This is a genomic window from Hymenobacter sp. 15J16-1T3B (assembly GCF_020711235.1).
Lineage (GTDB): Bacteria > Bacteroidota > Bacteroidia > Cytophagales > Hymenobacteraceae > Solirubrum.
In genome coordinates this window covers 81,679-107,498 of the sequence record NZ_JAJFAV010000016.1, presented here as the reverse complement: position 1 = coordinate 107,498, position 25,820 = coordinate 81,679, and the positions used below count along the sequence as shown (strand labels likewise).

Annotated in this window: 15 protein-coding genes; 11 read left to right on the top strand and 4 right to left on the bottom strand. The window is 65.3% G+C overall.

The features are described 5' to 3' along the window. The first annotated feature begins 168 nt into the window (after positions 1-168). Positions 169-1,071, top strand: coding sequence for a S66 peptidase family protein (locus tag LJ737_RS22240; protein ID WP_227768959.1), 903 nt, complete (start codon positions 169-171; stop codon positions 1,069-1,071). Positions 1,072-1,149: 78 nt separating this feature from the next. Here the strand turns inward: LJ737_RS22240 and LJ737_RS22235 are convergent, their stop codons facing one another. The 4 genes from LJ737_RS22235 to LJ737_RS22220 all read right to left on the bottom strand — a co-directional run bounded on the left by LJ737_RS22235 (position 1,150) and on the right by LJ737_RS22220 (position 7,087). Beyond that, positions 1,150-2,643, bottom strand: coding sequence for a carboxylesterase family protein (locus LJ737_RS22235; protein ID WP_227768958.1), 1,494 nt, complete (start codon positions 2,641-2,643; stop codon positions 1,150-1,152). A gap of 543 nt (positions 2,644-3,186) precedes the next feature. Next, positions 3,187-4,230 (bottom strand): M28 family peptidase, encoded by a 1,044-nt coding sequence (locus LJ737_RS22230; protein ID WP_227768957.1) that lies wholly within the window; start codon positions 4,228-4,230, stop codon positions 3,187-3,189. Between the two features lie 140 nt (positions 4,231-4,370). Then, positions 4,371-5,873, bottom strand: a complete 1,503-nt coding sequence (gene cysS / locus LJ737_RS22225; protein WP_227768956.1) for a cysteine--tRNA ligase — start codon at positions 5,871-5,873, stop codon at positions 4,371-4,373. Positions 5,874-5,989: 116 nt separating this feature from the next. Then, positions 5,990-7,087 carry an endonuclease/exonuclease/phosphatase family protein gene (locus tag LJ737_RS22220; protein ID WP_227768955.1) on the bottom strand — a complete coding sequence of 366 codons (1,098 nt, stop codon included), beginning with the start codon at positions 7,085-7,087 and terminating at the stop codon, positions 5,990-5,992. Between the two features lie 128 nt (positions 7,088-7,215). Here LJ737_RS22220 and LJ737_RS22215 point away from each other — a divergent pair, with 128 nt between their 5' ends. From LJ737_RS22215 to LJ737_RS22170, 10 genes are all read left to right on the top strand, one after another. Beyond that, a complete protein-coding gene (locus tag LJ737_RS22215; protein ID WP_227768954.1) occupies positions 7,216-10,734 on the top strand; it encodes a DUF7948 domain-containing protein in 3,519 nt (1,172 codons plus the stop codon). A gap of 74 nt (positions 10,735-10,808) precedes the next feature. Beyond that, positions 10,809-14,297: a DUF7948 domain-containing protein gene (locus tag LJ737_RS22210; protein WP_227768953.1), complete on the top strand. Its 3,489-nt coding sequence runs from the start codon at positions 10,809-10,811 to the stop codon at positions 14,295-14,297. Between the two features lie 112 nt (positions 14,298-14,409). After that, positions 14,410-14,883, top strand: a complete 474-nt coding sequence (gene rimP, locus LJ737_RS22205) for a ribosome maturation factor RimP (protein WP_227768952.1) — start codon at positions 14,410-14,412, stop codon at positions 14,881-14,883. Positions 14,884-14,984: 101 nt separating this feature from the next. Then, positions 14,985-16,289 carry a transcription termination factor NusA gene (gene nusA / locus LJ737_RS22200; protein ID WP_227768951.1) on the top strand — a complete coding sequence of 435 codons (1,305 nt, stop codon included), beginning with the start codon at positions 14,985-14,987 and terminating at the stop codon, positions 16,287-16,289. 147 nt (positions 16,290-16,436) lie between these two features. Further along, positions 16,437-19,601 (top strand): translation initiation factor IF-2, encoded by a 3,165-nt coding sequence (infB, locus tag LJ737_RS22195; RefSeq protein ID WP_227768950.1) that lies wholly within the window; start codon positions 16,437-16,439, stop codon positions 19,599-19,601. A gap of 148 nt (positions 19,602-19,749) precedes the next feature. Then, positions 19,750-22,770 carry a 7TM diverse intracellular signaling domain-containing protein gene (locus LJ737_RS22190; RefSeq protein ID WP_227768949.1) on the top strand — a complete coding sequence of 1,007 codons (3,021 nt, stop codon included), beginning with the start codon at positions 19,750-19,752 and terminating at the stop codon, positions 22,768-22,770. 294 nt (positions 22,771-23,064) lie between these two features. Beyond that, entirely contained in the window at positions 23,065-23,520 is a 456-nt protein-coding gene (locus LJ737_RS22185) for a hypothetical protein (protein WP_227768948.1), read from the top strand. Between the two features lie 262 nt (positions 23,521-23,782). Continuing rightward, the gene (locus tag LJ737_RS22180; RefSeq protein WP_227768947.1) at positions 23,783-24,574 is read left to right on the top strand and encodes a hypothetical protein; all 792 of its coding nucleotides are present in this window, start codon (positions 23,783-23,785) and stop codon (positions 24,572-24,574) included. A 45-nt stretch (positions 24,575-24,619) separates the two neighbouring features. Beyond that, positions 24,620-25,237 (top strand): hypothetical protein, encoded by a 618-nt coding sequence (locus LJ737_RS22175; RefSeq protein WP_227768946.1) that lies wholly within the window; start codon positions 24,620-24,622, stop codon positions 25,235-25,237. Between the two features lie 31 nt (positions 25,238-25,268). Next, a complete protein-coding gene (locus LJ737_RS22170) occupies positions 25,269-25,796 on the top strand; it encodes an OmpA family protein (protein WP_227768945.1) in 528 nt (175 codons plus the stop codon). Positions 25,797-25,820 lie beyond the last annotated feature (24 nt).

Here is a 25,820-nt window from a genome sequence, read left to right as displayed (position 1 = left end):
GCGCGGAGCGGCGCAGCCAGCCAGGCAGCCCAAACCGAGAAAAAAACGACTAAAAATACCCATACCCGGAAGATGCGCCTTGCCCGCGCATTCCACATTTAAGGCCCGCATGTGCCGCGTCAACTGCCGGCTTCGGCGTAGGTTTGCGGGCCGACTCTTTCCTCTGTCATGCCCACTACCCCTCCCTCTCTTCGTCCCGGCGACCAGGTTGCCATCGTTTGCACCGCCCGCAAAGTCTCGCGCGAGGAGCTGCTGCCCGCCGTTGAAATCCTGGAAAGCTGGGGGCTAAGGGTGGTACTGGGCGAATCGGTGGCGGCCGAGCACTACCAGTTCGGCGGCGACGACGCGCTTCGGGCCCGCGACTTTCAGCAGCAGCTCGACAACCCGGCCATCCGCGCCATATTGGTGGCCCGCGGCGGCTACGGCACCCCGCGCATCATCGACTTGCTCGACTTCTCGCGCTTCGAACAGGACCCTAAATGGGTAGCGGGCTTTTCCGACATCACCACCCTGAACTGCCACCTGCTGCGCCTCGGCTACGAAAGCATCCACGGCGTGATGCCCTTTATTTTCGCCCAGGCCGGCGGCGCCGACGCGGTGGAAAGTCTGCGCCGGGCCCTGTTTGGGGAGCCCATCAGCTACGCGGTGGCCCCGCACGCGCTGAACCGCCCCGGCACGGCCGAGGGCGAGCTAGTGGGCGGCAACCTCAGCCTGCTGCAAACCCTGAGCGGCACGCCCTCCAACGTGAGCACCGCTGGCCGCATCCTGTTCCTGGAAGACATCGAGGAATACCTCTACAGCGTGGACCGCATGATGGTGCACCTGGACCGCTCGGGCAAGCTGCGCGACCTGGCCGGACTCGTGGTGGGGCATTTTACCAACCCGCAGGACAACGCCATTCCCTTCGGCCAGAGCTGCTACGAAATCATCGACACTTACGCCCGCAAATACCAGTTCCCGGTGGCTTACGGCTTCCCGGTAGGCCACGAGCCGGCCAACCTGGCCCTGATTTGCGGCCGCCGCGCCCGCCTGACGGTCGACGAAGCAGGCACCACGCTCGATTACGTGTAGCCAGCCGACCTCTAGGCTCACTACCAGCCCCGGCCATTGTGCCTTGCTGGCACCAGCTGGACGGTTGTGCCTCTGTGATTATTGCAACAGCAAGCGCGTCTGCTGTACCGAGCCGTCGGCGCTGCGCAGCAGCAGGTGGTAAGCACCGGGGCGGGCGGGTAGTTGGGGCCAGGGCAGGCGCAGTTGGCCGGCGGATAACTGCAGCGGCTGCCGGCTCAGCAGCCGGCCCAGGGCGTCGCGCAATTCCAGCTGCGCCGGACCACTTTCCGCCGAGCTGATCAGCACGGCGGCTTCAGCGGCGGAGGCGGGGTTGGGGTACACTTCCAGCGAAGCCGCGGCGGCGAAACGCACCGCCCGCGGGCCGTAAAAAGCTTCCTGGCCGTCGAGGTCGAGCTGGCGCAGGCGGTAGTAGCGTAAGCGCGGCTTGTCGGCGGTCCGGTCTCGGTACTCGTAGGCCACGTGGCCGGTGGTGTTGGGCGCCGCGCTCGGCACGAAGCCCAGGCGGTGAAACGCGCGGCCATCCGCCGAAGCCTCTACGGCGTACCCGGCGCTGTTTTCTTCCTGGGCTGTGGTCCAGCGCAGCAGCGCATCGGCGCCTTGCCGCTCGGCCGTGAAGCTGGTCAGGCGCACGGGCAAGGGCGAGGCCGCGGCCAGCAAGGGGCGCAGAAAGTCGCGCACGGTGCGAAACGTGGTGTCCATGTACGCCACCGACGAGGCGTAGGGCACGTGGCCGGCGCCGCGGAACGTGCGCAGCGTGTTGGGCACGCCTACGGCATCGGCGCGGCTTTTGATGGCCCCGCTGCCGCTGACTACGTTGCCGGTGAAGGTGGGGCCGGTGCCGTAGGGCACCACGTTGTCGTTGGTGCCGTGCACGCTCACCAACGGCTCGTCGCCCGCTTCCAGCCAGCTCAGTGTGCCCAGGGCCCCGCTGAGGTTGATGGCCGCCACCACGGCGCTGCTCGGGCCGGGGGTGCCGCTGTTGCCTTCCAGCCCGCCCGGTGCGCCGGGGTACAGGGCGTCCAGCTCGGCTTGCTGGTCGAGGTAGACCAGGTGCACCGCCGTAATGGCCCCGGCCGACGAGCCGCCGGCAAAAATGTAGAGCGGGTTGATGTTGTATTGATTGGCCGAGGCCGCGTCCTGCCGGAAAAAGCGCACCGCCGCCCGCAGATCCTGCACGGCATTGACCACCCCGCGCGGCCCCGAAAACTGCGTAAACGAAAACGGCTCCAGCCGGTAATCGATGCTGGCCGTGACGTAGCCCAGACGTGCAAAGCGCCGGCACAGCTCCTGCACGTCGCCGTCGGTGCGGGTGCCGCCCACAAACGAGCCGCCGTGGGCCAGAATAATCAGCGGCCGGGGCGTGGCAGGGCCGTTGTCGGGCTGGTACAGGTCGAGCTGCAGCGTGCGCGTCGTGCCCGCGTAGTCCGGCGCCGCGCCGTAGGTAATGCCGGTGGTTTCGACGAGCGTGGGGTAAAGCGGGTAGAAGAACTTGCCGCCGGTGGTATCGAGTTGGGCCCGGGCCGGCCAGGTCAGCCCCACAACGAGGCTCAGCAGTAGTACGAGGTGTTTCATTGGGCAAGAGCGTTGGGGCCGCCCGTAAAATACACCGGCCGGCGCACAGGTGGCCACGTGGCTGCTCAGCCCTGGGCCGCACTGCTCCGCGCCCGCCGCTCCTGTGCCCACCCCGAGGGCCGCTGGTAAGCCAGCAGGCAGCTACGCCACTGATGGTTGCCGAACGTCGGCTCGAAGTCGTGGGTGCCCCCTACCTCCGCCCGCGCTGAGCCCAACTGATTCACCGGCGTTGTTGCTACCAATGCAGCAGGCTCGTGGTGAGCCAGGCCCAGGATTCGGCCACCGCCGAGCTTAGCAACGGGACGACAGAGAAAGGACGCCACCTAAGCCGGCAGCCCGACGGCAATAAGGAATTTTACTTGGCCGGCGCGGGAATAGTAACCTGCGCAACCGTCACAGCGGCCACTCTATCAGTTTTGGTTGAACCTGTGCGCCCTAACTAGCTAAGCCTGGACAAACGCGGACTCAGAGCTCCTTGCGGAATAGGCAAAAAAGAACGGCCCAAGATTTCTTGGGCCGTTTCAATGCAGTACAGGCAAGCGCCTATTCCTGGTACAAGGTCTGCAGCACCGTCTGCCCCACCGCCTTCAGCGTGTTGCGGTCGATGATGCTCATGTTGTCCTGGGTAGTGTGGTGGTAAGCCGGGAAAAACTCGTCGCCGTAGGGCACGTGGTCGATGAGGTCGACGGTGCGCACGCCGGCCTGGTTGGTGAACACGTGGTCGTCGGTGATGCCGGGCATGTCTTGGGCAATGAAGTAATCGGAGTAGCCCAGGCGGCTGGCGTTGTACCAGAGCTTGCCCACCACGTCGTTGGCGTTCTGGCGGCTCAGCTCCTCGCGCGAAAACCGGGCGCCCTTAGCCCCCACCATGTCGAAGAGGATGCCGTACTCGGCCTTGTAGCCGGCGGGCACAATGTTTTTAGCCCAGTACTGGGAGCCCAGGCACCAGCTTTCCACGCCCTGCCCGGCCAGCTTGTTTTCCAGGTTGGCCTGCGTGGAGGAGTCGTAACCGTAATCTTCAGCATCAAATAGGATGATGTCGACACCGACGGCGGGCGTAAGCGAATCGGGTTGAGCGGCCAGCTGCCGGGCAATTTCCAGGGCCACGGCCACGCCCGAGGCGCCGTCGTTGGCCCCGTCGAGCGGGGCGTTGGGCTTGGTTTTGTCCTTGTCGGCGAAGGGGCGGGTGTCCCAGTGCGCGAACAGAGCCACCCGGCGGGCCGCTTGCGGGGCAAAGCGGGCAATGAGGTTGCGCCCGCGCAGCTGCTTGCCGTCGAAGGCCATGGCCGTGAAGGGCTGCTCCTGCACCTGCAGGCCCAGCGCGCGGAACTTGCCGACAATCCAGTCCCCGCAGTTCACGTGCGCCGGCGTGTTGGGCACCCGCGGCCCGAAGCTGACCTGCTTGGCCGTGAAGGCATAGGCCGAGTCGGCGTTGAAAGCCGGGGCCTTGCGCAGCGCTTCCTCAGCCGGGGCCGCGGACTCGGCGGTTTCGGTGGCCGGTTTCTTATCGGGGCAGGCCGTGAGCAGCACCGTGGCGGCGAGCAGGGCGGCGGGGCGCCACAGCAGGCGCAGGGGGTTGCGGGTCATTGGAAAATGGAATGGCAACAAATCTAAGCAGGAACGTCATGCTGAGCTTGTCGAAGTATCTCTACCGAACGACGCAACGAAGCGGCAGAGATGCTTCGACAAGCTCAGCATGACGTTCTATTGAACGCGGCGCTGGCTGATTACTCTTCGTAGGCCCAGTCGACGCCGGCCTTGGTGTCTTTCACCAAGATGCCCTGCTCCTTGAGCGCGGCTCGGATGGTGTCCACCTTAGCGTAGTCCTTGGCCGACTTGGCTTCGGCGTAGAACTGCAGCGTGAGGCCCAACAGTTCCTCGGCGTTGGCCCGGGGCTCGTCGCGTAGGCCGAGGATGTCCACGACCAACGTGCGGTAGGCGGCCGTGGCCTCCTGCAGGGCGGCTTCGCCCACCTGCGCCAGCGTGGCGGGCTGGTTGTAGTAGCCGTTGAACTTGCGCAGCAGGTTGAACAGCGCCGCGATGCAGCGGGCCGTGTTCAGGTCGTCGTTCAGGCCCGCGTAGCAGTCCTGCACCAGCTTGCGCAGCTCGGCGTCGGTCGTGGAGGTGTCGGCGGCGCGCTCGGTGCCCTCGGGCAGCTGCAGCCGCTCGATTTGGCGCAGGCCGTTCATGAGCTTGCGGTAGCCTTTGCTGGCCGCTTTCAGGCCTTCGTCCGAAATATCGACGGTGCTGCGGTAGTGGGCCTGGAGCAGGAAGAAGCGCACGACCATGGGCGAGTAGGCCTGCGAGAGGGAGGCATGCCGGCCCGAGAACAGCTCGGAAATGGTGATGAAGTTGCCGAAAGACTTGCTCATCTTCTGCCCGTTCACCGTAATCATGTTGTTGTGCAGCCACACCCGCGCCTCGTCAGTGTGCGAGTGGCTGGCCTGGCTCTGGGCTATTTCGCACTCGTGGTGCGGAAACATCAGGTCCAGCCCGCCGCCGTGAATGTCGGACACCTGCCCGAGGTACTTGCGGCTCATGGCCGAGCACTCCAGGTGCCAGCCGGGGAACCCGTCGCCCCAGGGCGAGGGCCAGCGCATGAGGTGGCGCTCATCGGCCTTTTTCCACAGCGCAAAGTCCAGGGGGCTGCGCTTTTCTTCCTGGCCGGCGAGGTTGTCGCGCGAGCCGCTGAGCAGCTCTTCCGGCACCCGGCCCGAGAGCTTGCCGTAGCCCTTGCCGGCCTCGTTGTACTTGGGCACGTCGAAGTACACCGAGCCGTTGACCTCGTAAGCGAAGCCGTTCTCGATGATTTCCTCGATCATCTGAATCTGCTCGATGATGTGGCCGGTGGCCAGCGGCTCGATGTCGGGCGAGAGGCAACCCAGCGCCTCCATGTGACGGCGGTAGCGGTTGGCGTAGTCCTGGGCCACCTGCATGGGCTCCAGCTTCTGGGCCCGGGCCATCTTGCTGATTTTGTCTTCGCCCTCATCGGCGTCGCCGACGAGGTGGCCCACATCGGTGATGTTGCGCACGTAGCGCACGGTGTAGCCCAGCTGGCGCAGGTAGCGCGTGAGCACGTCGAACACCACCGGGCCGCGGGCATTGCCCACGTGCGCTTCCGAATATACCGTCGGGCCGCAGAGGTACACGCCCACGAAGGGCGCGTGCACGGGGACAAACGGTTCTTTCTTGCGCGTAAGCGTGTTGTGGAGCGACAGGGGGTGTTGCATGAAGCAAAGGTAGTGAGTCGGGGGAGTAGATGCGGGATGAGTAAGCGGGTAGATAGGCAGGATGTTTGCTCGCAGCCCTTCTTTCTCCTCTACTACCTACGCATGTGCACTTTTACTCATCGCAACCTATACTCCGCTTCCACCGGAAAGTGGTCGGAATACGGCATATCCCGCCGCACCCGGCAGCCCAGCACCCGAAACTGCGGCCCGGCAAACTGCTGGTCGATGCGCAGCAGGGGCAGTTTGCCATTATACGTAGCGCCCACGCCCAGCCCCACCGTGGCCCAGGCGTTCTGCAGGTGGTCGGCCAGCTGGTCGTAGCTGTAGCTGTAGGGCAAGTCGTTCAGGTCGGCGCAAAAGAGCACCGGGTACGGGCTACGCTCGATGCGCCCAACCAGGGTATCGACCTGCACACTGCGCCGCACCATGCCGCGCTTGAAGCGCCGCAGCAGCCCAATGCTCTTGGCCTTGAAGCCGGCCTTGCTGCTGTAGCTATCCACGATGTCCTGCTCGGCCATGCTCATGCTCTGCAGGTGGGCGTTGAACACGCGCACGGTGTCGCCCTGGGGCAGGCGCAAGTCGGCCCACATGGCGTGGTTCTGGGTGAGCTTGCCGAACTGAATGACGCCCCGGCGCACGATGGGAAAGCGCGAAAAGATGGCCAGCCCGAACTTGGCCCCGACGCGGTTGGTGAGCGTGGTGGACACAAACCCGCGCCGGCCGGCTTCGCGCCCCAGCTGCCGCTCGGTGTTGAACGCGGTGCCGTCCTGCGTGGGCCGGGGCTCGGTGTAGAACTCCTGCAGGCAGAGCACGTCGGCCGGGCTGTCGGCCAAGTAGCGGATCATGGTCTTGGTGGAGTGCAGGTCCGGGTCGCGCAGGTGCTCGTACACGTTGAAAATCCGCACGTTGGCGCTAATCACGCGCACCGACACCGAATCGGCGGCCGGGGCCGCGGCGGGCAGGTGCAGGGCCAGCCCGCGCTGCAGGTGCGGCCAAGTCAGCAGCACCGCCGCCAACGGCAGCAGGGCCACCGGCCAGCGCCGTAACACCCAGTAAACCAACCAACCGGCATTGGCCGCCAGGGCCACCGGCAGCGTGAGGGCCCCAAAAGCGGCGGGCCAAAGCAACCTTGTCGGCACTTGCATGCACCCTATGGCCAGCAAGAGCCAGGCCAGCGTGAGCAGCGTGAGCTTGAAAGCAAATGAACGACGCACCGGAAACCAACCAAACCTTGAAGCCGCAAACCTACGACGCATTTTGCCGCGAATCACACGATGGGGTGAGTGAGGGCCTAACGCGCTCGTTTCGTTGTATCTTCGGGGTGCTACACGATTATCGTCCCATGTTTCTCTCTACTCTTGGCCGGGCGGCTGCGCTGCTGGGCCTATTAGCCCTTCCCACCCTAGCGCAAGCCGCGAGCGAGCCGCCTGCCCGTAGCCTGGAGTTCATCGAGAACAAAGGCCAGTGGGACAGCCGCGCCCGCTACGCCGCCCCGCTGCCCGCCGGCCGCCTGTTCGTGGAAGCCACGGGGCTTACCTATTCCTTCGTCGACCCGCAGCAGCTGGCGGCCCACCACCGCCACGGGCAGGAGGGTGCCGCGGCCAGCGAGAAACTGCACGGCCACGCCTACTCCGTGCGCTTCGTGGGCGCCCGCAGCGGCGCGGCGCTGCAGCCCGCCCTGCCCACCGGCGAAGTGCGCAACTACCTGCTCGGCAACGACGCCAAGCGCTGGGCCAAGGGCGTGGGCGGCTACCGCGAGCTGCGCTACCAGAGCCTGTGGACCGGCATCGACGCGCACCTGTACGAAAACCGCCAGGGCCAGCTGGAATACGACTTTGAGCTGGCCGCCGGCGCCGCGCCCGGCCGCATCCGCCTGCGCTACGACGGCGCCGACCGCCTGCAGCTGCGCCCCGACGGCGTGCTGGAAGTAGCCACCTCGGTGGGCACCGTGACGGAGCTGGCCCCACAGGCTTGGCAGCTCGACGCCCGCGGGCAGCAGCAGCCCGTGGCCTGCCGCTACGTGCTGCAGGGCCGCGAAGTGCACTTCGAACTGGGCCGCTACGACGCCTCTCGCCCGCTGACCATCGACCCGACCGTAGTATTTTCCTCGTTTACCGGCTCGACGGCCGATAACTGGGGCTTCACGGCTACCTACGACCAGCAGGGCAATATGTACTCGGGTGGCATTGCCTTTGCCGCCGGCTACCCGGCCAGCCCGGGCGCCTTCGATACCTCCTTCGGCGGGGTCATCGACATGGCCATCATCAAGTACAACAGCGCCGCTACGGGCAGCGCCTCGCGCCTCTGGGCGACTTACCTCGGCGGCAGCGCCACCGAAGTGCCGCACAGCCTGGTGGTCAACAACCAGGGCGACCTGCTGATTCTGGGCACCACGTCCTCCGCCAACTACCCGGTTTCCACCAACGGCTTCGACCAGCACTTCGAGGGCGGGCCGAGCTTTGTGCCGCTGAGCGGCATTGATTACCGCTTTGGCTCCGACTTGGTGGTGTCGCGCCTGAGCAACGACGGCGCTTCGTTGGTGGGCTCCACCTTCCTGGGCGGCACCAACAACGACGGCCTGCTGACCACCACCGGCTCGTTCAACCAGCTGGTGCACAACTACGGCGACCAGTTCCGCGGCGACATCACCGTGGACGCGGCCGACAACGTGTACCTGACCACCAGCACGGCTTCCACCAACTTCCCGCTCATCGGGGCGGTGCAGTCCAGTCATCGCGGCGGCCTCTACGACGCGGTGGTGGCCCGCCTCTCGCCCACGCTCAACGCCCTCACCTTCTCCACCTACTTTGGCGGCACCGGGGCGGATGCGGCTTATTCCATTCAGGTTAACGCCGCCCGCGACATTTACATCGGCGGGGGCACCACCAGCGTCGACCTGAGCCCGACGACCGGGGCGCACCAGCCCACCCTGTTCGGCGGCGTCGACGGCTATATTGCCCACCTCTCGCCCAACCTGGCCAGCGGCTACCAGGCCCAGCGCGTGACGTACCTGGGCACCGGCCAGCACGACGAAGTGTATTTTCTGCAGCTCGACGGGCTGGGCGGGGTGTACGCCCTGGGCCAGACCCGCGGCACCTGGCCCGTCGTGGGCAACGTGTACCAAAACCGCAACGGCCGGCAATTCGTCAACAAGCTGGCGCCCGACCTGGGCAGCGTGGTGCTGAGCACAGCCTTCGGCACCGGCCGCACCAACCCCGATATTTCGCCCACGGCCTTTCTGGTCGACCAGTGCGAGCGGATTTACATCTGCGGCTGGGGCGGCGACATCAACGGCGGCAGCTACGGCAACGAGAATACCCGCGGCCTGCCCGTGACCAGCAATGCCATTCAGCCCAACACCGACGGCAACGACTTCTACCTGATACAACTGGCGCCCTACGCCTCGGCTCTGGAGTACGCCACGTACTTCGGCGGCAGCAGCGAGGAGCACGTCGACGGCGGCACCTCGCGCTTCGACCGCCGCGGCATGGTGTACCAAGCCGTGTGCGGGGGCTGCGGGGGCTCGTCGAGCTTTCCTGTGCCGCCCGGCGCCGGTTCCTATACTACTCGCAACGGGGCCTCCAACTGCAACAACGCCGCCTTCAAGATTGACTTCGGCATGAACGTGGCCGTGGCCGGGCCTAACCAGAGCGTGTGCGTGGATGCCGCGCCGCTGCGCCTGGGCGGCTCGCCGGCGGGCGGCACCTGGGCGGGGCCCGGCGTGTCGGGCTCGGTAGCAGGAGGCTATTCGTTCGCGCCGGGCACGGCCGCCGTGGGCACGCACCAGCTCACGTACACCGTGGCCAGCACCGGCACCTGCGTCACCACCAGCACGCTCAACATGACGGTGGTGCCCCTGACGCCCGTCACTTTCGCCCTGCCCCCGCAGATGTGCCTCGACGAAGCACCCATCCGGCTGACCGCCACCGTCAGCGGCGGCACCTGGAGCGGCCCGGGCGTCAGCGGGGACCAATTCAGCCCGCGCGCCGCCGGTCCGGGCACCCACACCATCAACTACAACCTGCCGGCCCTGCAGTGTGGTTCGGCTTCTCAGCGCATTCTGGTCAACAACCTGCCGGTGGTCGTGGCCGGCCGTGACACCGCCCTGTGCTCGTTTCAGCGGGGCGGCTACCAGCTGCACGGCTCGCCGGCGGGCGGCACCTGGACCGGGCCCGGCTGCACGCCTGATGGGCGCTACACCCCGGTGCCCGGCAGCAGCGGTCCGGTGATGCTCACCTACACCTACCAAGCCGCTACCGGCTGCCTGAACGCTTCGCAGCTGCGCGTGATGCTGGTGCCCGAAGACCGCACCAACCAGCCGCTGGCGCTGCCCACGTGCCCGCTCAAGCCCCGCCCGGGCGAAGACATGCCCTACTACACCGGCATGGCCCCGTTCACGCACACGTTCGACCACGACCTGCTTTACGCCAGCGGCTACGAGTGGAACTTTGGCGACGCGGAACGGGCCGACCTCGTGCAGAGCACCGAGCAGTTTCCGACGCACGTCTACGCCAAGCCCGGCCGCTACCTGGTAAAATTCACGGCGTACTACAACTCTTCCTGCTCGTCCACCACGCGCTTTGCCCCGGTGTACGTCGGCGACCCGTTCATTCCGAACATCATCACCCCCAACGGCGACGGGCAGAACGACACCTTTGAGCAACGCCTGAGCTGCCTGCCGGTATCGATTAAGGTCTTTTCGCGCTGGGGCAACCTGGTGTACGAAACCCAGAACTACCAAAACGACTGGGCCGGCGCCGTGAAGGGGAACGACGGCAAGCTGCCCGACGGCATCTATTACTACCACCTGAACGATACCGAGGGCCGCACGGCCAAGGGCTGGCTGGAAATCCGGCGCTAACCCGCGCTGCGCCCACGGCGAGCAGACCACCGAATGTGCTACATTCGGTGGTCTGTCTTTTTTTACCCGTTGTGTTGCGCGTATTGCTATTTCTGCTGCTGGGGCTGCTGGCACTCCGCAGCCCGGCCCGGGCGGCCGAAGAGCCCCCCGCTCACTTAGAGCTCATCGAAAACCGGGGCCAATGGGCCGCCGCGGTGCGCTACGCGGCGGCCGTGCCCGGCGGGCAGCTGTACGCCGAAGCCCACGGGCTGACCTACGTGCTGACCGAGGCCTTGGGGGAGCACCCGCACGCGGCCGGCTCTCGCCCGGCCCGGCCCCAGCTGCCCGCCCTGGTGCGCGGGCAAGCCGTGCAGCTGCGCTTTATCGGGGCCGAGGCGGCTGCGCTGGAGCCCGCCCTGCCCACCGGCGAGGTGCGCAACTACTTCCGCGGCAACAACCCGCACCGCTGGGCCAGTCAGGTGCCCAGCTACCGGCAGCTGCGCTACCGCCGGCTCTGGCCCGGCATCGACGCCCGCCTCTACGAAAACGCCCGGCAGGAGCTGGAATACGACTTTGAGCTGGCCGCCGGGGCCGATCCGAACCTTATTGGTCTGCGCTACACCGGCGCCGACCAGCTGCGCCTGCGTCCCGACGGCGCTCTGCTGATTCAGACCGGCGTGGGCACCATCACCGAGCTGGCGCCGCAGGCCTGGCAGCTCGACGCCCGCGGCCAGCGCCGGCCCGTGCCCTGCCGCTACGTGCTCCAAGGTTCGGAAGTGCGTTTCCGCCTTGGACGCTACGACCGCACCCGCCCGCTGGTCATCGACCCGACCGTGGTGTTTTCCACCTACACCGGCTCGCGCAAGGACAACTGGGGTTTCACAGCCACCTACGACCAGCAGGGCAACCTGTACTCCGGCGGCATCATTTTCGGCGTGGGCTACCCAGCCTCGCCCGGCGCTTTCCAGGTGCGCCCCGCCGATTCGCTCGACATAGCCGTCATCAAGTACAACACGGCCGCCACCGGCCCGGCCGCGCGGGTGTGGGCCACTTACCTCGGCGGCTCCCGGGCCGATTACCCCGAAAGCATGGTGGTCAACAGCCAGGGCGAATTGCTGGTGCTCGGCACTTCTTCCTCGATCGACTACCCCACCACGCCCGGCGCCTACGACCGCAGCTTCAACCTGGGCACGGCCGTCGACCCCTACCAATACGGGCCGGCTTACCTGATTGCGGGCGGCACCGACATCGTGGTGACGCGCTTTAACGCTACCGGCTCGGCGTTGGTGGGCTCGACCTACCTCGGCGGCAGTGGCAACGACGGCATTCTGGACCCGCAGAGCACGGCCAGTCCGCTGGTGCACAACTACGGCGACCCGTTTCGCGGCGACATTATTGTGGACGCGGCCGACAACGTATACTTGGCTTCCAACACGTCGTCGGCCAACTTTCCGGTGCCCAGCGGCTTTCAGACCACGTACCGCAACAATACCGACGCGGTGGTGTGCAAGCTCAACCCCGGCCTGACCAACCTGCTGTGGAGCAGCTTCCTGGGCGGCGCGGGCTCCGACGCGGCGTATTCCCTGCAGCTCGGGCCCACCGGCGCCGTGTTCGTGTGCGGCGGCACCAACAGCCCGGATTTTCCCGCGCCCGGCAACACCCTGCACCCCACCGCCCGCGGCGGCGTGGCCGACGGCTTCGTGGTGCGCATTGGGGCCGGCGGGGCGCTGGAGCGCGGCAGCTACCTCGGCACCAGCAGCTACGACCAAGCCTACTTCGTGCAGCTCGACACCGACGGCGACGTGTACCTGCTCGGCCAGAGCCTCGGGGCCTACCCCGTCACGGCCGGGCGCTACGTCAACCCCGGCAGCCACCAGTTCATCCACCAGCTCGACGCCAACCTGCAGACCACCGGCTTTTCCACCGTATTTGGCTCGGGCCGCAGCACCATCGACATTTCGCCCACGGCCTTTCTAGTCGACCAGTGCGACCGGATTTACGTCAGCGGCTGGGGCGGCGACCTGAACAACCACTACCCGCCCCTGGGCACCAACGGCACCACGGCCGGCCTGCCCGTCACGCCGGGCGCGGTGCAGAGCACCACCGACGAGGGCGACTTTTACTTGCTGGCCCTCTCGCCCGCCGCCCAAGCCCTGGAATATGCCACGTATTACGGCTCCTACGACCCGTTTGTGGGGGACCACGTCGACGGCGGCACCTCGCGCTTCGACCCGCGCGGCGTGATTTACCAAGCGGTGTGCTCCTGCGGCAGCGGAAACTGGCCGGTGCCCGCGGGCGCGGGCAGCTACAGCCCTACGCTCGGGCCCAATACCTACTGCAACAACGCCGCGTTGAAGTTCAGCTTTGAAATCAGCGCGGCGGCGGCCGGCACCGACCGCACCATCTGCGCCACGGCCGGCCCGGTCAGCCTCGGCGGCACGCCCTTCGGCGGGGTTTGGAGCGGCCCGGGCGTGTCGGGCTCCGTGGCCACGGGCTTTGTCTTCACGCCCAGCGCGGCGCTGATCGGTGTTCAGACGCTGACCTACGCCTACCTCGCTCCGGGCCAGAGCCAGTGCTCCAGCCAGGACGACCTGCTGATGACCGTCACGCCCCCGCCCACGGTGACGTTTGCGCCCGTTACGCCCAACGCGTTCTGCCTCACGGCCACGCCGGGGCCGGTTGTCGCGCTCAGCGGCACGCCGGCGGGCGGCACCTTTAGCGGCCGGGGGGTGAGCGGCAACACCTTCTCAGTAGCCGCGGCGGGGGTCGGCACCCACACCCTCACGTACAGCTACGCCCAAAACGACTGCACCGTGCAGGCTACGCAGCAAGTTCAGGTCAGCGCCCCGCCCACCGTGCGCCCCGGCGCCGACACGCTGCTGTGCGCCGGCAGCACCCAAGCCGTGCAACTGCGCGGCAGCCCGGCCGGCGGCACCTGGAGTGGGCCGGGCGTTACGGCTGGTGGCGTGTTCACGCCCCCTACCGGCTTTAGTACCCCTGTCACCCTCACCTACACCGTAGCGGCCGGCGCCTGCACGGCCTCGGCCACCCGGCGCGTGGCGCCGGCCGCGGCGCCCGTTGTCACGGCCTCCTGGGCCCGCGCGGCCTGCCCCGAAGACCGCGAAGCCCCGCTGCGCCTGCGCTTCAGTCTGAGCAGCAACACCAGCCTCCCCCCCGCCGACGTGCGCTGGGACTTTGGCGACAGTACCTCGGCCGTGGGCCTAACGCCGGAGCATACCTACCGCCACGCGCCCCCGAGCGGCTACCAGCCCACCGTGACGGTGCGCTACAACGACGGCTTGTGCAGCGTCACGCAGACGGCCCCGCCGGTGTCGGTGTTGGCGCCCCGGTCCATTCCCAACGTCATCACGCCCAACAACGACCAGCTCAACGACGTGTTCGAAGTCACGCGCGGGTGCGCCCCGCAGCTGCAGATTTTCTCGCGCTGGGGCAACAAAGTGTACGAAAGCGCGGCCTACGCCAACGACTGGAACGGCGGCACCCAACCTGCCGGCGTCTATTATTACCTGCTGCATTTCCCCGACGGGCGTACCGTCAAGGGCTGGCTGGAAATCGTGCGCTGAGGCGGGGCTTGCGCTTCGGCGCCCAATGTTGTATCTTTGCCCGACGCAATTCAGTAATCAAGTGAGAGGGGACGCCAGTCCCCTCTTTCTTTTCCCACCCACCTCTCTGCCCATGAGTTTCGACCGCAACCGCATTCAGCAGATGCTGGACGCCAGCCTGCCGGGCCCCGAGTACTTCGTGGTGAGCCTGACGGTGAGCAACACCGCCGCCCGGCCCAAAATCACGGCTACCGTCGACGGCGAGGACGGCATCGGCATCGACGAGCTGAGCAGCACCACCCGCCGCCTCATCCGCCAGATCGACGAGGCTTACGGCGAAGACGCTGCTTACAACCTGGAAGTCACCACGCCCGGCGCCGACCAGCCCCTGACCGACCCGCGCCAGTACGCCCGCCACGCCGGCCGCACCCTCGCCCTGAAGCTCACCGACGGCCGCGAGCTGGAAGGCACACTGGAAGAAACCACCCCCGAAGGCCTGATGCTGACGGAAGTGGTGAAGGAGAAAAACAAGAAGAAAACCCTGCCCACCGCCCTCTTCCCCTTCGCTAATATCAGCGAAGCCCGCGTGGTCATTTCGTTTAAATAGGTTCTGCGTTGTTTGTTTTTCGTTCTTCGTTTCTCGTCCCCAGTGACGTGAAGCAAGCCCCGAAAAACCAAGAGCGAAACACGAGTAACTAACAAGCCATCATGAACACCCTCAACCTCATCGAGTCATTCTCGGAGTTTGCCAAGTTCAAGAACATCGACCGCCCCACGATGATGAGCATCCTGGAGGAGGTGTTCCGCACGATGATCCGGAAGAAGTTCGACGACGACTCCAACTTCGACGTCATCATCAACCCCGACAACGGCGACTTAGAAATCTGGCGCAACCGCGAAATCGTGGACGACGAGTCGGAGGACATTTGGGACCACGACAAAATTCCGCTGTCGGAAGCCCAGAAAATCGAGCCTGACTTTGAGGTGGGCGAGGAAGTGTCGGAGCAGGTGAAGCTGGAGGATTTCGGCCGCCGCGCCGTGCTCATGGCCCGCCAGACGCTGATTCAGCGCGTGAAGGACTTGGAGCGCGACAACCTCTACCAGAAGTACAAGGACATGGTCGGCGAAATCATTGCCGGCGAAGTCTACCAGGTGTGGGGCCGCGAAACCCTCGTGCTCGACCAGGAAGAAAACGAGCTGAGCCTGCCGAAAGGTGAGCAAATCCCGAAGGACCGCTACCGCAAGGGCGACACCATCCGCGCCGTCGTGCACCGCGTGGATGTGCTGAACGGGGCGCCGAAGATCATCCTGTCCCGCGCCGCGCCGGCTTTCCTGGAGCGCCTGATGGAGCAGGAAGTCCCGGAAATTGCCGACGGCCTCATCACCATCAAGAACATCGTGCGCGAGCCGGGCGAGCGGGCCAAGGTGGCCGTGGAAAGCTACGACGACCGTATCGACCCGGTGGGCGCCTGCGTGGGCATGAAGGGCAGCCGCATCCACGCCGTCGTGCGCGAGTTGGAGAACGAGAACATCGACATCATCAACTACACCGACAACCTGGAGCTCTACATTCAGCGTGCTTTGTCGCCGGCCCGCATCAGCACGATGAAAATAAATGAACAAACCGGGCGGGTTTCGGTGTTCTTGAAGCCGGACCAGGTTTCGCTGGCCATTGGCCGGGGCGGCGCCAACATCAAGCTGGCTTCCCGCCTCGTCGGCATGGAAATCGACGTCTTCCGCGAAGCCGATTCCTACGAAGAGGATATCACGCTGGAAGAATTCAGCGACGAAATCGACCAGTGGATCATCGACGAGCTGAAGAAAATCGGCCTCGACACCGGCCGCGCCGTATTGGCCGTAAATAAGGCTGATATCGTGCGCCGCACCGAGCTGGAAGAAGAAAACGTGGAGGAAGTTTTCCGCGTTATCCAGGCCGAATTCGACGGCGAAGACGAGGAAGAAACGCCCGCTGCGGAGCCCGCTACGGACGAATCGACCGAGACAAAAGAGTAACCCGCGGCCCGGCCCCTTACGTAAGGGCCGGGGCCGCTCGGGCACAGTCCGGCGGAAGACCTGCCTGAATAGGTGGGTTTTCCGCCGTTTGGCAATAATTAAATCGTACTTTTGCACCCAACTACGAGTATCGAGCGCAACCCAAGAATGGCGGAAGCAGCAAGCAAACGACTGAAACAAGCGGCCACGGACCTGAACGTCGGGACCCACACTATTGTGGACTTCCTCCAGACGAAGGGCATTTCTGTTGAAAATAAACCCACCACGAAGCTCTCGGCCGATCAGGTTGCGTTGCTGAACAAGGAGTTTGCTTCGTCGGCCCAGGACAAGGCCGAAGCCGCCAAGCGCGGCCAGACCTTACGCCACACCGAGCTGGAGCAAGCCGCTCAGGCCAAAGAAGCCGCGGCCAAAGCCGCCGCTCCGGCCCCCGCTCCCAAACCCGCGGAACCCGCCAAGCCAGCTGCCCCGCAGCCGGCCCCGGCTCCGGCTCCCGTAGCGCAGGCTCCGGCTCAGCCGGCCGCGCCCCAGGCACCTGCCGCCCCGGCCGGTAACGACCGTCCGGTGCCTGGCCTGAAAGTATTAGGCAAGATCGAGCTGGACGCCAAGGGCCGTCCGGTGCCGCCGCGTCCGGCCCAGCCGGCTCCCGCTCCAGCACCGACGCCAGCCCCCGCTCCTGTAGCCGAAGCCAAGCCGGCTGCACCGGCCCCGGCTCCCACGCCGACGCCAGCCCCCGCTCCGGTGGCTGCACCGGCTCCGGTAGCCGAAAAACCCGCGCAACCCGCTCCGGCTCCTACTCAGGTGCCTGCGCCCGCCCCGACTCCGGCCCCCGTGGCCGAAGCTCGCCCGGCGGCGCCTGCGGCTCCCGCTTCTACGCCAGCTCCGCAAGCAGCGGCCGTTGCTGAAGCCAAGCCTGCTGCTCCGGTAGCTACGGCACCCGCTTCGCCCGCCGCTCCGGCGGCGCCCGCAACTCCGGAAGCGCCGGCTGCCGGCGCGGAGGGCGAGCAAGGCACCATCGTTGCCCGCGGCGAACAGCTGAAAGGCTTGACGGTGCTCGGCAAAATTGAGCTGCCCGTCGACGCGTCGCGTCGCGGCGGTGGCCGCGGTGCCCGCCCGGTAGCGTCTTCGGACGTGCGCAAGGCCGGCATTGGCGACAAGAAAAAGCGTGCCCGCATTGCCGTGCCCGGTCAGGGCCAACAAGGTGGCGGGCAAGGCCAAGGCCAGCCCGATAACCGTCCTACTGGCACCGGCTACATGGGCAACCGCCCCGGCGGCGGTCCGGGTGGCAACCGTCCGGGTGGCCCCGGCCAAGGCAACCGTCCCGGCGGGCCCGGTGGCAACCGCGACAACCGCGGTGGTCAGCGTCCCGGCCAAGGCACGGGTCAGCCCGCTTCGCCGGAGCAGAACGATAAGCAGATTCAGGACCAGATCAAGGCTACGCTGGCCCGCCTGAGCGGCGGCCGCGGCGGCAACCAGCAGAACCGCGCTAAATACCGTCGCGACAAGCGCGCTGGTATTGCCGAGGCTACCGAGCTGGCCCGTCAGCAGAGCGAGCTGGCTTCGAAGACCCTGAAGCTGACCGAGTTTATCTCGGCCAACGACCTGGCTTCGCTGATGAACGTGTCGGTGAACGAGGTTATCAAGGTCTGCCTGAACATGGGCATGTTCGTGTCCATCAACCAGCGCCTCGACGCCGAAGCCATTACCGTCATTGCCGACGAGTTTGGCTACGACGTGGAATTCCTGTCGGCCGAGGACGAACAGGACGTGACCATCATTACCGAGGATGATCCGGAGAGCTTGGAGGACCGCGCCCCGATTGTGACCATCATGGGTCACGTCGACCACGGCAAGACCTCGCTGCTTGACTACATCCGCAATGCGCAGGTGGCCAAAGGCGAAGCCGGCGGTATCACCCAGCACATCGGTGCCTACGAAGTGAAAACCGAGTCGGGCAAGCGCATCACCTTCCTCGATACCCCGGGTCACGAAGCGTTTACTGCTATGCGTGCTCGTGGTGCCAAGGTCACCGACATTGCCATCATCGTGGTGGCGGCTGACGACTCGGTGATGCCGCAAACGAAGGAAGCCATCAACCACGCCCAAGCGGCTGGGGTGCCTATCGTTATTGCCCTGAACAAGATTGACAAGCCGGGTGCCAACCCCGACAAGGTCCGCGAGGAACTGTCGGCCATCAACATCCTGGTGGAAGAATGGGGCGGTAAGTACCAGTCGCAGGAAGTATCGGCCAAAACCGGCGCCGGCATCGAGGACCTCCTCGAGAAGGTGCTGCTCGAAGCCGAATTGCTGGAGCTGAAAGCCAACCCCAACCGCCGCGCCATTGGCTCGGTTATCGAAGCCTCGCTCGACAAGGGCCGCGGCTACGTAACCACCATCCTGGTGCAGACGGGTACGCTGGAAGTCGGCGACATCGTGCTGGCCGGTCCGCACTACGGCCGCGTAAAGGCCATGACGGACCACCGCGGCAAGAAGATGAAGACGGCCGGCCCGTCGACGCCGGTACAGCTGCTGGGCCTGCAAGGTGCCCCGCAAGCCGGCGACAAAGTGGTGGCCATGGAGTCGGAGCGCGAAGCCCGCGAAATTGCCACCCAGCGTCTGCAGCTGCAGCGCGAGCAGTCGATGCGCACTAAGAAGCACATCACGCTCGACGAGATTGGCCGTCGTCTGGCTATCGGTTCGTTCAAAGAGCTCAACATCATTGTGAAGGGCGACGTGGACGGCTCGGTGGAAGCACTGTCGGACTCGCTGCTCAAGCTCTCGACTGGCGAAGTAGCCGTGAACATTCTCTCCAAAGGGGTGGGTGCTATTTCCGAATCGGACGTGCTGTTGGCTTCGGCCTCCGACGCCATCATCATCGGCTTCCAGGTACGCCCCTCGCTGGGTGCGCGTAAGCTGGCCGAGCAAGAGCAGATTGATATCCGCCTCTACTCGATCATCTACAACGCCATCAACGAGGTGAAGGATGCCATGGAAGGCATGCTCGCCCCGACGGTGCAGGAAGTCACGGTGGCGACTATCGAGGTTCGTCAGGTGTTCAACATCACCAAGGTCGGCACCATTGCCGGCTGTATGGTGACGGACGGCACCATCACGCGCAACACCAAGGTGCGCGTGGTACGCGACGGTATCGTGCAGCACACGGGCAACATTCAGGCTCTGAAACGCTTCAAAGACGATGTGTCGGAAGTGCGCCAAGGCTACGAATGCGGTATCTCGATCAAGAACTTTGATGACCTGCGCGAAGGCGACATCATCGAGGGCTTCGACGAGAAGGAAGTAAAACGTACGCTGTAAGCCACGGCTTATCAGCGACCAAGGAGCCCCGACCGGAAACGGCCGGGGCTTTTTTTGGGCCTAGGCCAACGCCTAAGGCCTAATTAGCCTCTATATGGGCAATGTGTTGTATCTTACTAATGCGCTCTTTCACCCACCACCGTTCCGCATGAAACACCTGTTACTCCTGCTGGGGAGTTGCTGGCTGCTGGCTTTCGGGGCCGTGGCCGCGCCCAATCCTATAACAACAGTTCGCGACACGGCCGCCTTGACTTGGCTGTACCAAGACGCGGAGCTGCTGGCCGCGCCCTCGGGCCTGACCCTGGCCGACGTGCAATCGGCGCGTTGGGCGGGACAGTTTCGCCCCATGGCCAAGGCCGAGCTACCCGCTTCGGCGCGGGAGCAGTGGGTGCGCTGCGCCGTGCGCTCGGGCACGGCGGCCACTACGCGCTGGCTGCTGCTGGTGTCGACGGACTACCTCGACGGGCTGGAAATATACCTGCAACGCCCCGGTGCGGCGGCGCGACGGGTGGTGCTAAAGTCGACGCTGCCCTTTGAGCAGACGCACGCGCTGCCATTGCGGCAGTTCAACCTACGGTTGGATTTGTCGCCCGACGAGCCGCTGCTGCTTTACGCCCGCTTGCCGGCCCGGCAGCGCGTGTATTTTGCCGTGGCCGAGCAGGCACACGCGCTGCAGGCGGCGCGAGACGGCGACCTGACCATGGGGCCTTACTTCGGCATTATGCTGGCGCTGCTGGCCTACAACCTGCTGCTGTTTTTCTCGGTCCGCGACAAAAGCTACCTATACTACTCGCTGTACGTGGCCGCCTTTACCGCGGCGCAGCTCGACATGACTGGCTACTGGCGGCAACTCTGGCCCAGCTCCCTTACCGGCGCGGAACTGGACCTACGCCAGAATTTTGTGCTGGCCTGTACCATTTTCTTCGGGACGCTCACGGCGCGGGCGTTTCTGGAAACGCCGCGGATGCTCCCCCGTTTCGACCGGCTGCTGCGCCTGACGCTGGTGCTGGCCTGGCTGCCGCTGCTCAGCTTTCTGACGCCCGATTCGCAGGCTTCGGCGTGGTGGCAGGCCGGCACGGCCCTCTGGACCAGCTTCGTGCTGCTGACGGCGGGCACCCTGGCCCTACGGGCCGGCTACCGACCGGCCCGCTATTACATGGTGGGCTGGACCTTGCTGCTGGTGGCCGTGGTAAATTATTACCTAAGCCAAGTGGAGCTGATTCCGCACTTTGGCTTCTGGTCGACGCACGGCGTGCACGTGGCCTCGGCGTTGGAAATGATTCTGCTGTCCCTGGGTTTGGCGGACCGCATCAATTTGGCTAAGAAAGACAAGCAATTGGCCCAGGAGGAAGCGCTGCGGGCGTTGCAGGCCAAGGAAGCTGCCCAGAACGAAGCCCTGGCCGCCATGCGCGAAAAGCAGGCAGCCCAAACGCGGGCGCTGGAAGTGTCGCGTGAGAAGGAAGAGCTGCAGCACCGCTCCAATCAGGAGCTGGCGGCGCGAGCCGCCGAATTGCAGCAGGCTTACCAGGAGCTGCAGGCCAGCATCCGCACCTCGCACCAGCTGCAGGAGCTGGACGAGCTGAAAACCAAGTTCTTCACCAATATTTCGCACGAGCTGCGTACTCCACTCACGCTCATTATCAGTCCGCTGGAGCAACTGCTCAGCGAAGCCCGGCAACGGCACGAGGAAGCGGCACACCCTGAGTACGCCCTGATGCTGCGCAACGCCCGGCGCCTGCTGCGCCTCATCAACCAGCTGCTCGACATTGCCCGCCTCGAAGCCGGGCAAACGCGCCTGGCCGCCGCCCCCGACGACTTGGTGCGCACGGTACGCACCAACGTGCTGTCGTTTGAGTCGCTAGCCGTCGGCAACGAGGTAGAGCTGCGCTTTGAAAGCCCGCTCGAGGAGTTGGAGGTGTATTTTGACGCTGAGCAGCTCGACAAGATTCTCTACAACCTGCTGGGCAACGCGCTGAAGTTCACCCCGGCCGGCGGGCAGGTGGTAGTCAGCGTTGATCGGCAGGCGGAGCGGGCGGTGCTGCGCGTGCGCGACACCGGCCCGGGCATTCCGGCCGAGCACCTGCCCTTGATTTTTGACCGCTTTCACCAGGTCGACGACTCGCGCACTCGCCGGCACGAGGGCTCCGGCATTGGGCTGGCTTTGGTGAAAGAGCTCGTGGCGCTGCACCACGGCCACATCCGGGTGTCGAGCGTGCTGGGACAGGGCACCACTTTTGTGGTGGAGCTGCCGCTGGGCGCGGCTCACCTGCAGCCCGAGGAGCTCCGGCCCGCCGCCGATGCGACGACCTTGGCGGATATGGGGCCGGGACAAGTCGCTTCGCTGCTTCGTCATGCGCCGGAAACGGCCTTGCCCCTTTCGTCAGCGGCCCCCGAGGACGAAGCGCGGCCGTTGGTGCTGGTGGTGGAGGATAACCCCGAAATGCGCGCCTACATCCACAGCTGCCTCGCCGCCGAGTTCCGGGTGCTGACGGCCGATGACGGGGAGCAAGGCCTGGCCCAGGCGGTAGCCGTCGTGCCTGACCTTATTGTGTCGGACTTGATGATGCCCAAGATGGACGGGCTGGAGCTGTGCCGGCAGTTGCGCGCGGACGAACGTACCAGCCACGTGCCCGTCATCTTGCTTACCGCCCGCGCCGGCGACGAAGCGCGCCTGACCAGCTTCGGCCTCGGCGCCGACGAGTACCTGACCAAGCCCTTCCGGCCCGAGGAACTGCGCGTGCGCATGCACAGCCTGATCCGGCAGCGGGAGCTGCTGCGGCAGCGCTTCGGCCGGGCCGTCACCCTGCAGCCCCGCGACATCAGCATCACCTCGGCCGACGAAGCGTTCCTCAACCGGGCGCTAGCCGTGGTGGAGGAACGCATGGCCGACGCCGACTTCAGCGTGGAGCAATTTGCCGACGCCATGGCCCTGAGCCGGGTGCAACTACACCGCAAGCTCAAAGCCCTCACCGACCAGTCGACGTCGGAGTTTGTGCGTACCGTGCGGCTGCGGCGGGCGGCGGCGCTGCTGCTGGCCCAGGCCGGCAACGTGGCCGAGGTAGCCGAGCAAGTGGGCTTCGGCAACCTCTCCTATTTCAGCAAATGTTTCCGCGAACAGTACCACCAGACACCCTCCGAATATGCGGCGGGGGCGGCAGTCGAGCATTAAATTTTCCTACTTATTCTTGCCATAGCACGAGCTTTCAACCAAGCTCGTGCTATTTTTTTGCGGCTTAACACAAACAAAATCCATTGAATATCAATGCATTACCCACAATGATACATACGTGTCAGGATTTGAAACATGCGTGTTAGCATTCCGGCGGCCTCTCGCGGCACCTTTGGAGAGTCGAACGCAAACCAACCTTCGCCCCTCCGGTCTGCACATTGGTTTGACGACTCCGGCAGCCCGCCCGGGCACCGGCCCACACGCAGCCTCATTCCCCACACAGCTATGCTTGCCTTGAACAGAATCTTAGCGACTGACTTCGTTTGGCAGTTCAGCAACCGGATAGGTACTTGGTTGGGCGACTTCGAGGAAGTCGGCATCTGCCCCAGCAATCCTCGCGACACCTACGGCGCTGATTCCGGGCAGCTCGATCGGAAAATGGCCATCATGTGCTACCTCTCCGTGTCGGGCTGGCTGACGGCCTACCGCTGCCCCCGCGAGCGACGCGGCCCGCTCACTGCCTTTCACTTGCGGCAGATGACGCTGGTGACGGTGATATCGGCCGTCGTGGTCGTGATGCAATTGCTCATGCTGCCGTTCCTCGGTTGGAGCAGCTTGGTGGTGGCAGGCGTTGGTCTGGGGCTGCTGCTGTTGCTGCGCATGATGGGCGTGATGGCGGCTATGAGCGGGCTGTACGAACCACTGCCGCTAATTGGCGGCCTGGCCCAGCGTCTATTTGCCGAGCAGTAAGCTGCCGCCTACTAGCACTGTCTCCCCGACAATTTTTAGCTGATTTGCTTTACGTCACCGCCCCGTGTGACGACCCTTACCGGTCGTCGCACGGGGCGGGTTTTTTATAGTCAAAATTTTAATTATCAAGCATTTAGCTCATCGTCACATCATCATGCGATTGACGCAAGGCAGGGGTAGACGGTAGCTTTGTCCCAGACGATTGGCCCTGCTGCCACTCGCCGACTTGGTCCTCTTCTTTTTACACCGTTCCCCTAACACCATGAAAACATTCCGCCTCGCTATCCTGCTCGCCATGTCGACGCTCGCCTCGGTTGCGGCCTCGGCCCAATCCCGTCCGGCCTCATCAACAGCTACCCGCAGCACGACGACCAAGCCGGCCAGCGCGGCCGCCAAACCTGCCAGCACCACCGCTAAAACGGCCGCCAAACCGGCTACGGCAGCGGCCAAACCCGCCGCTACGCCTGCCCCGGCTCCTGCGCCGGCACCCGAAGAGGCTCCGGCCAAAACGACTACCGCCAAAACCCCGGCAAAAGCACCGGCGAAATCGGCAGCTACCAACGGCCACGATTTCGGTGTCGGCAGCACCGCGGCCAACCTCGGCGTGGGCTTCGGCCTCGGCTACGGCTACGGCCTGTTTACCGGCATTCACGCCACCCCGGCCTTGAGCGTTTCCGTAGAGCGCGGCATCGTCGACAACATCGGCCCGGGCGTTATCGGCGTGGGCGGCATCGTTGGCTACAAGGGCTATAGCTGGAAGTCGGGCACTTACAAAGCGTCCTGGAAAAACTTCATCGTGGCTGCCCGCGGCACTTACCACTACAACATCCTGGAAAATCCCAAGCTGGACACCTACGCTGGCCTGACCCTGGGCGTGCGCATCGAGTCGTACTCTACCAACTACGATGTCTACAGCAGCAACTACGGCGGCGTGGCCCTCACCTCGGGGGTATTCGTCGGCGCACGCTACATGCTGACCGATAACCTGGGCGCCTTCGGGGAACTGGGCTACGATATGTCGCTGCTCAAGCTCGGGCTAACCGCCCGATTCTAAGCCTGCCCAGCCTTCCTCCTTCTCGCCCTGCCGCCCACCCCTCCCATGATTGCCCCGCGCCTGCTCGCCAGTTGCTTGCTTCTGCCCCTGCTAGGGGCCTGCAGCCACATGCAAAACGTCGGCGAGTCGCCTGCCCCGGCCGCGCCCGGCAACGGCGTAGCGGTGCCGACGGCTCAGCGCGAAGCGGTGTCGCCGCGGGCCCAGCGCGGCGACACCGTTTCGCTGCACTACCAAGTGCTGCAGCGGTTTCTGCCCGAGCACGTGGCCGGCTTCGTGCGCGAAGGCAGCCCCCAGGGCGAGTCGGTGCAATTGGGCGGCATCAGCTACTCCACCTGTGAGCAGCACTACCGCAAAGGCAGCCAACGGCTGAAGGTGCAGCTCGTGGATTACAACGGCGCGCAGGCGCTCTACGCCGGCGCCACGGCGCTGATGAGCCCCAACATCTGGCAGGAAAGCGACGAGCAGCTGATGCGCGGCTGCGACCTGGGCCTGCCCGGCGTGCGCGGTTACGAAACCGTGCAAAAGCTGGAGCGCCGCGCCGCGGTGGCCTTGGGCGTCGGCGACCGGTTTTTTGTCTCCGTTGAATCGACCGGGCAGGAAGACACGCGGCTGGTGAAAGCCGTGGCCCGCACCCTGAATCTACGCGGCTTGGCCGCGCTCTGAGCCCATTTACATTCCCCGTTCACTACCCGCTATGAAACCTCTCTTTTTGTTTGCCGGCTTGCTGCTGAGCTTGCTGCCGCTCACTTCCCACGCCCAATTCGGCATCCTTACCGGGGCCGTCGACCGGGCGGTGAACCGCGCGGCCGAGCGCGAAGTCAACAAAGCCGTGGAGCGCAAGCTCACCGAGAAAACCGGCGAATACTACGCCCTGCTCATGGACAACGGCCGCGTGGTGTCGCACAGCATTGCCTTCGAGGAAGGCTCGGCCACCTTGCTGGCCGACTCGCAGCCCTTCGTGAAAGGCATGGCCGACATGCTGCGCCGCAACCCCGACGTGCGCCTGCGTATCGAAGCGCATACCCTGCTGGCCGGCGAGGCGGCGGCCAACCAGCGCCTCTCGCAGCGCCGCGCCGACGCGGTCCGCGCCGCCCTCATCGGCCTCGGCATCGATGGCACCCGGCTATCGGCCAAGGGCCTGGGCAGCACGCAGCCGCTCTACACCGAGCCCGACGACGAGTACGCGCCGCTCAATCAGCGCCTGGAATTCGTCAAGCTCTAAGTTCCTGCCCCGCCATGACTTACC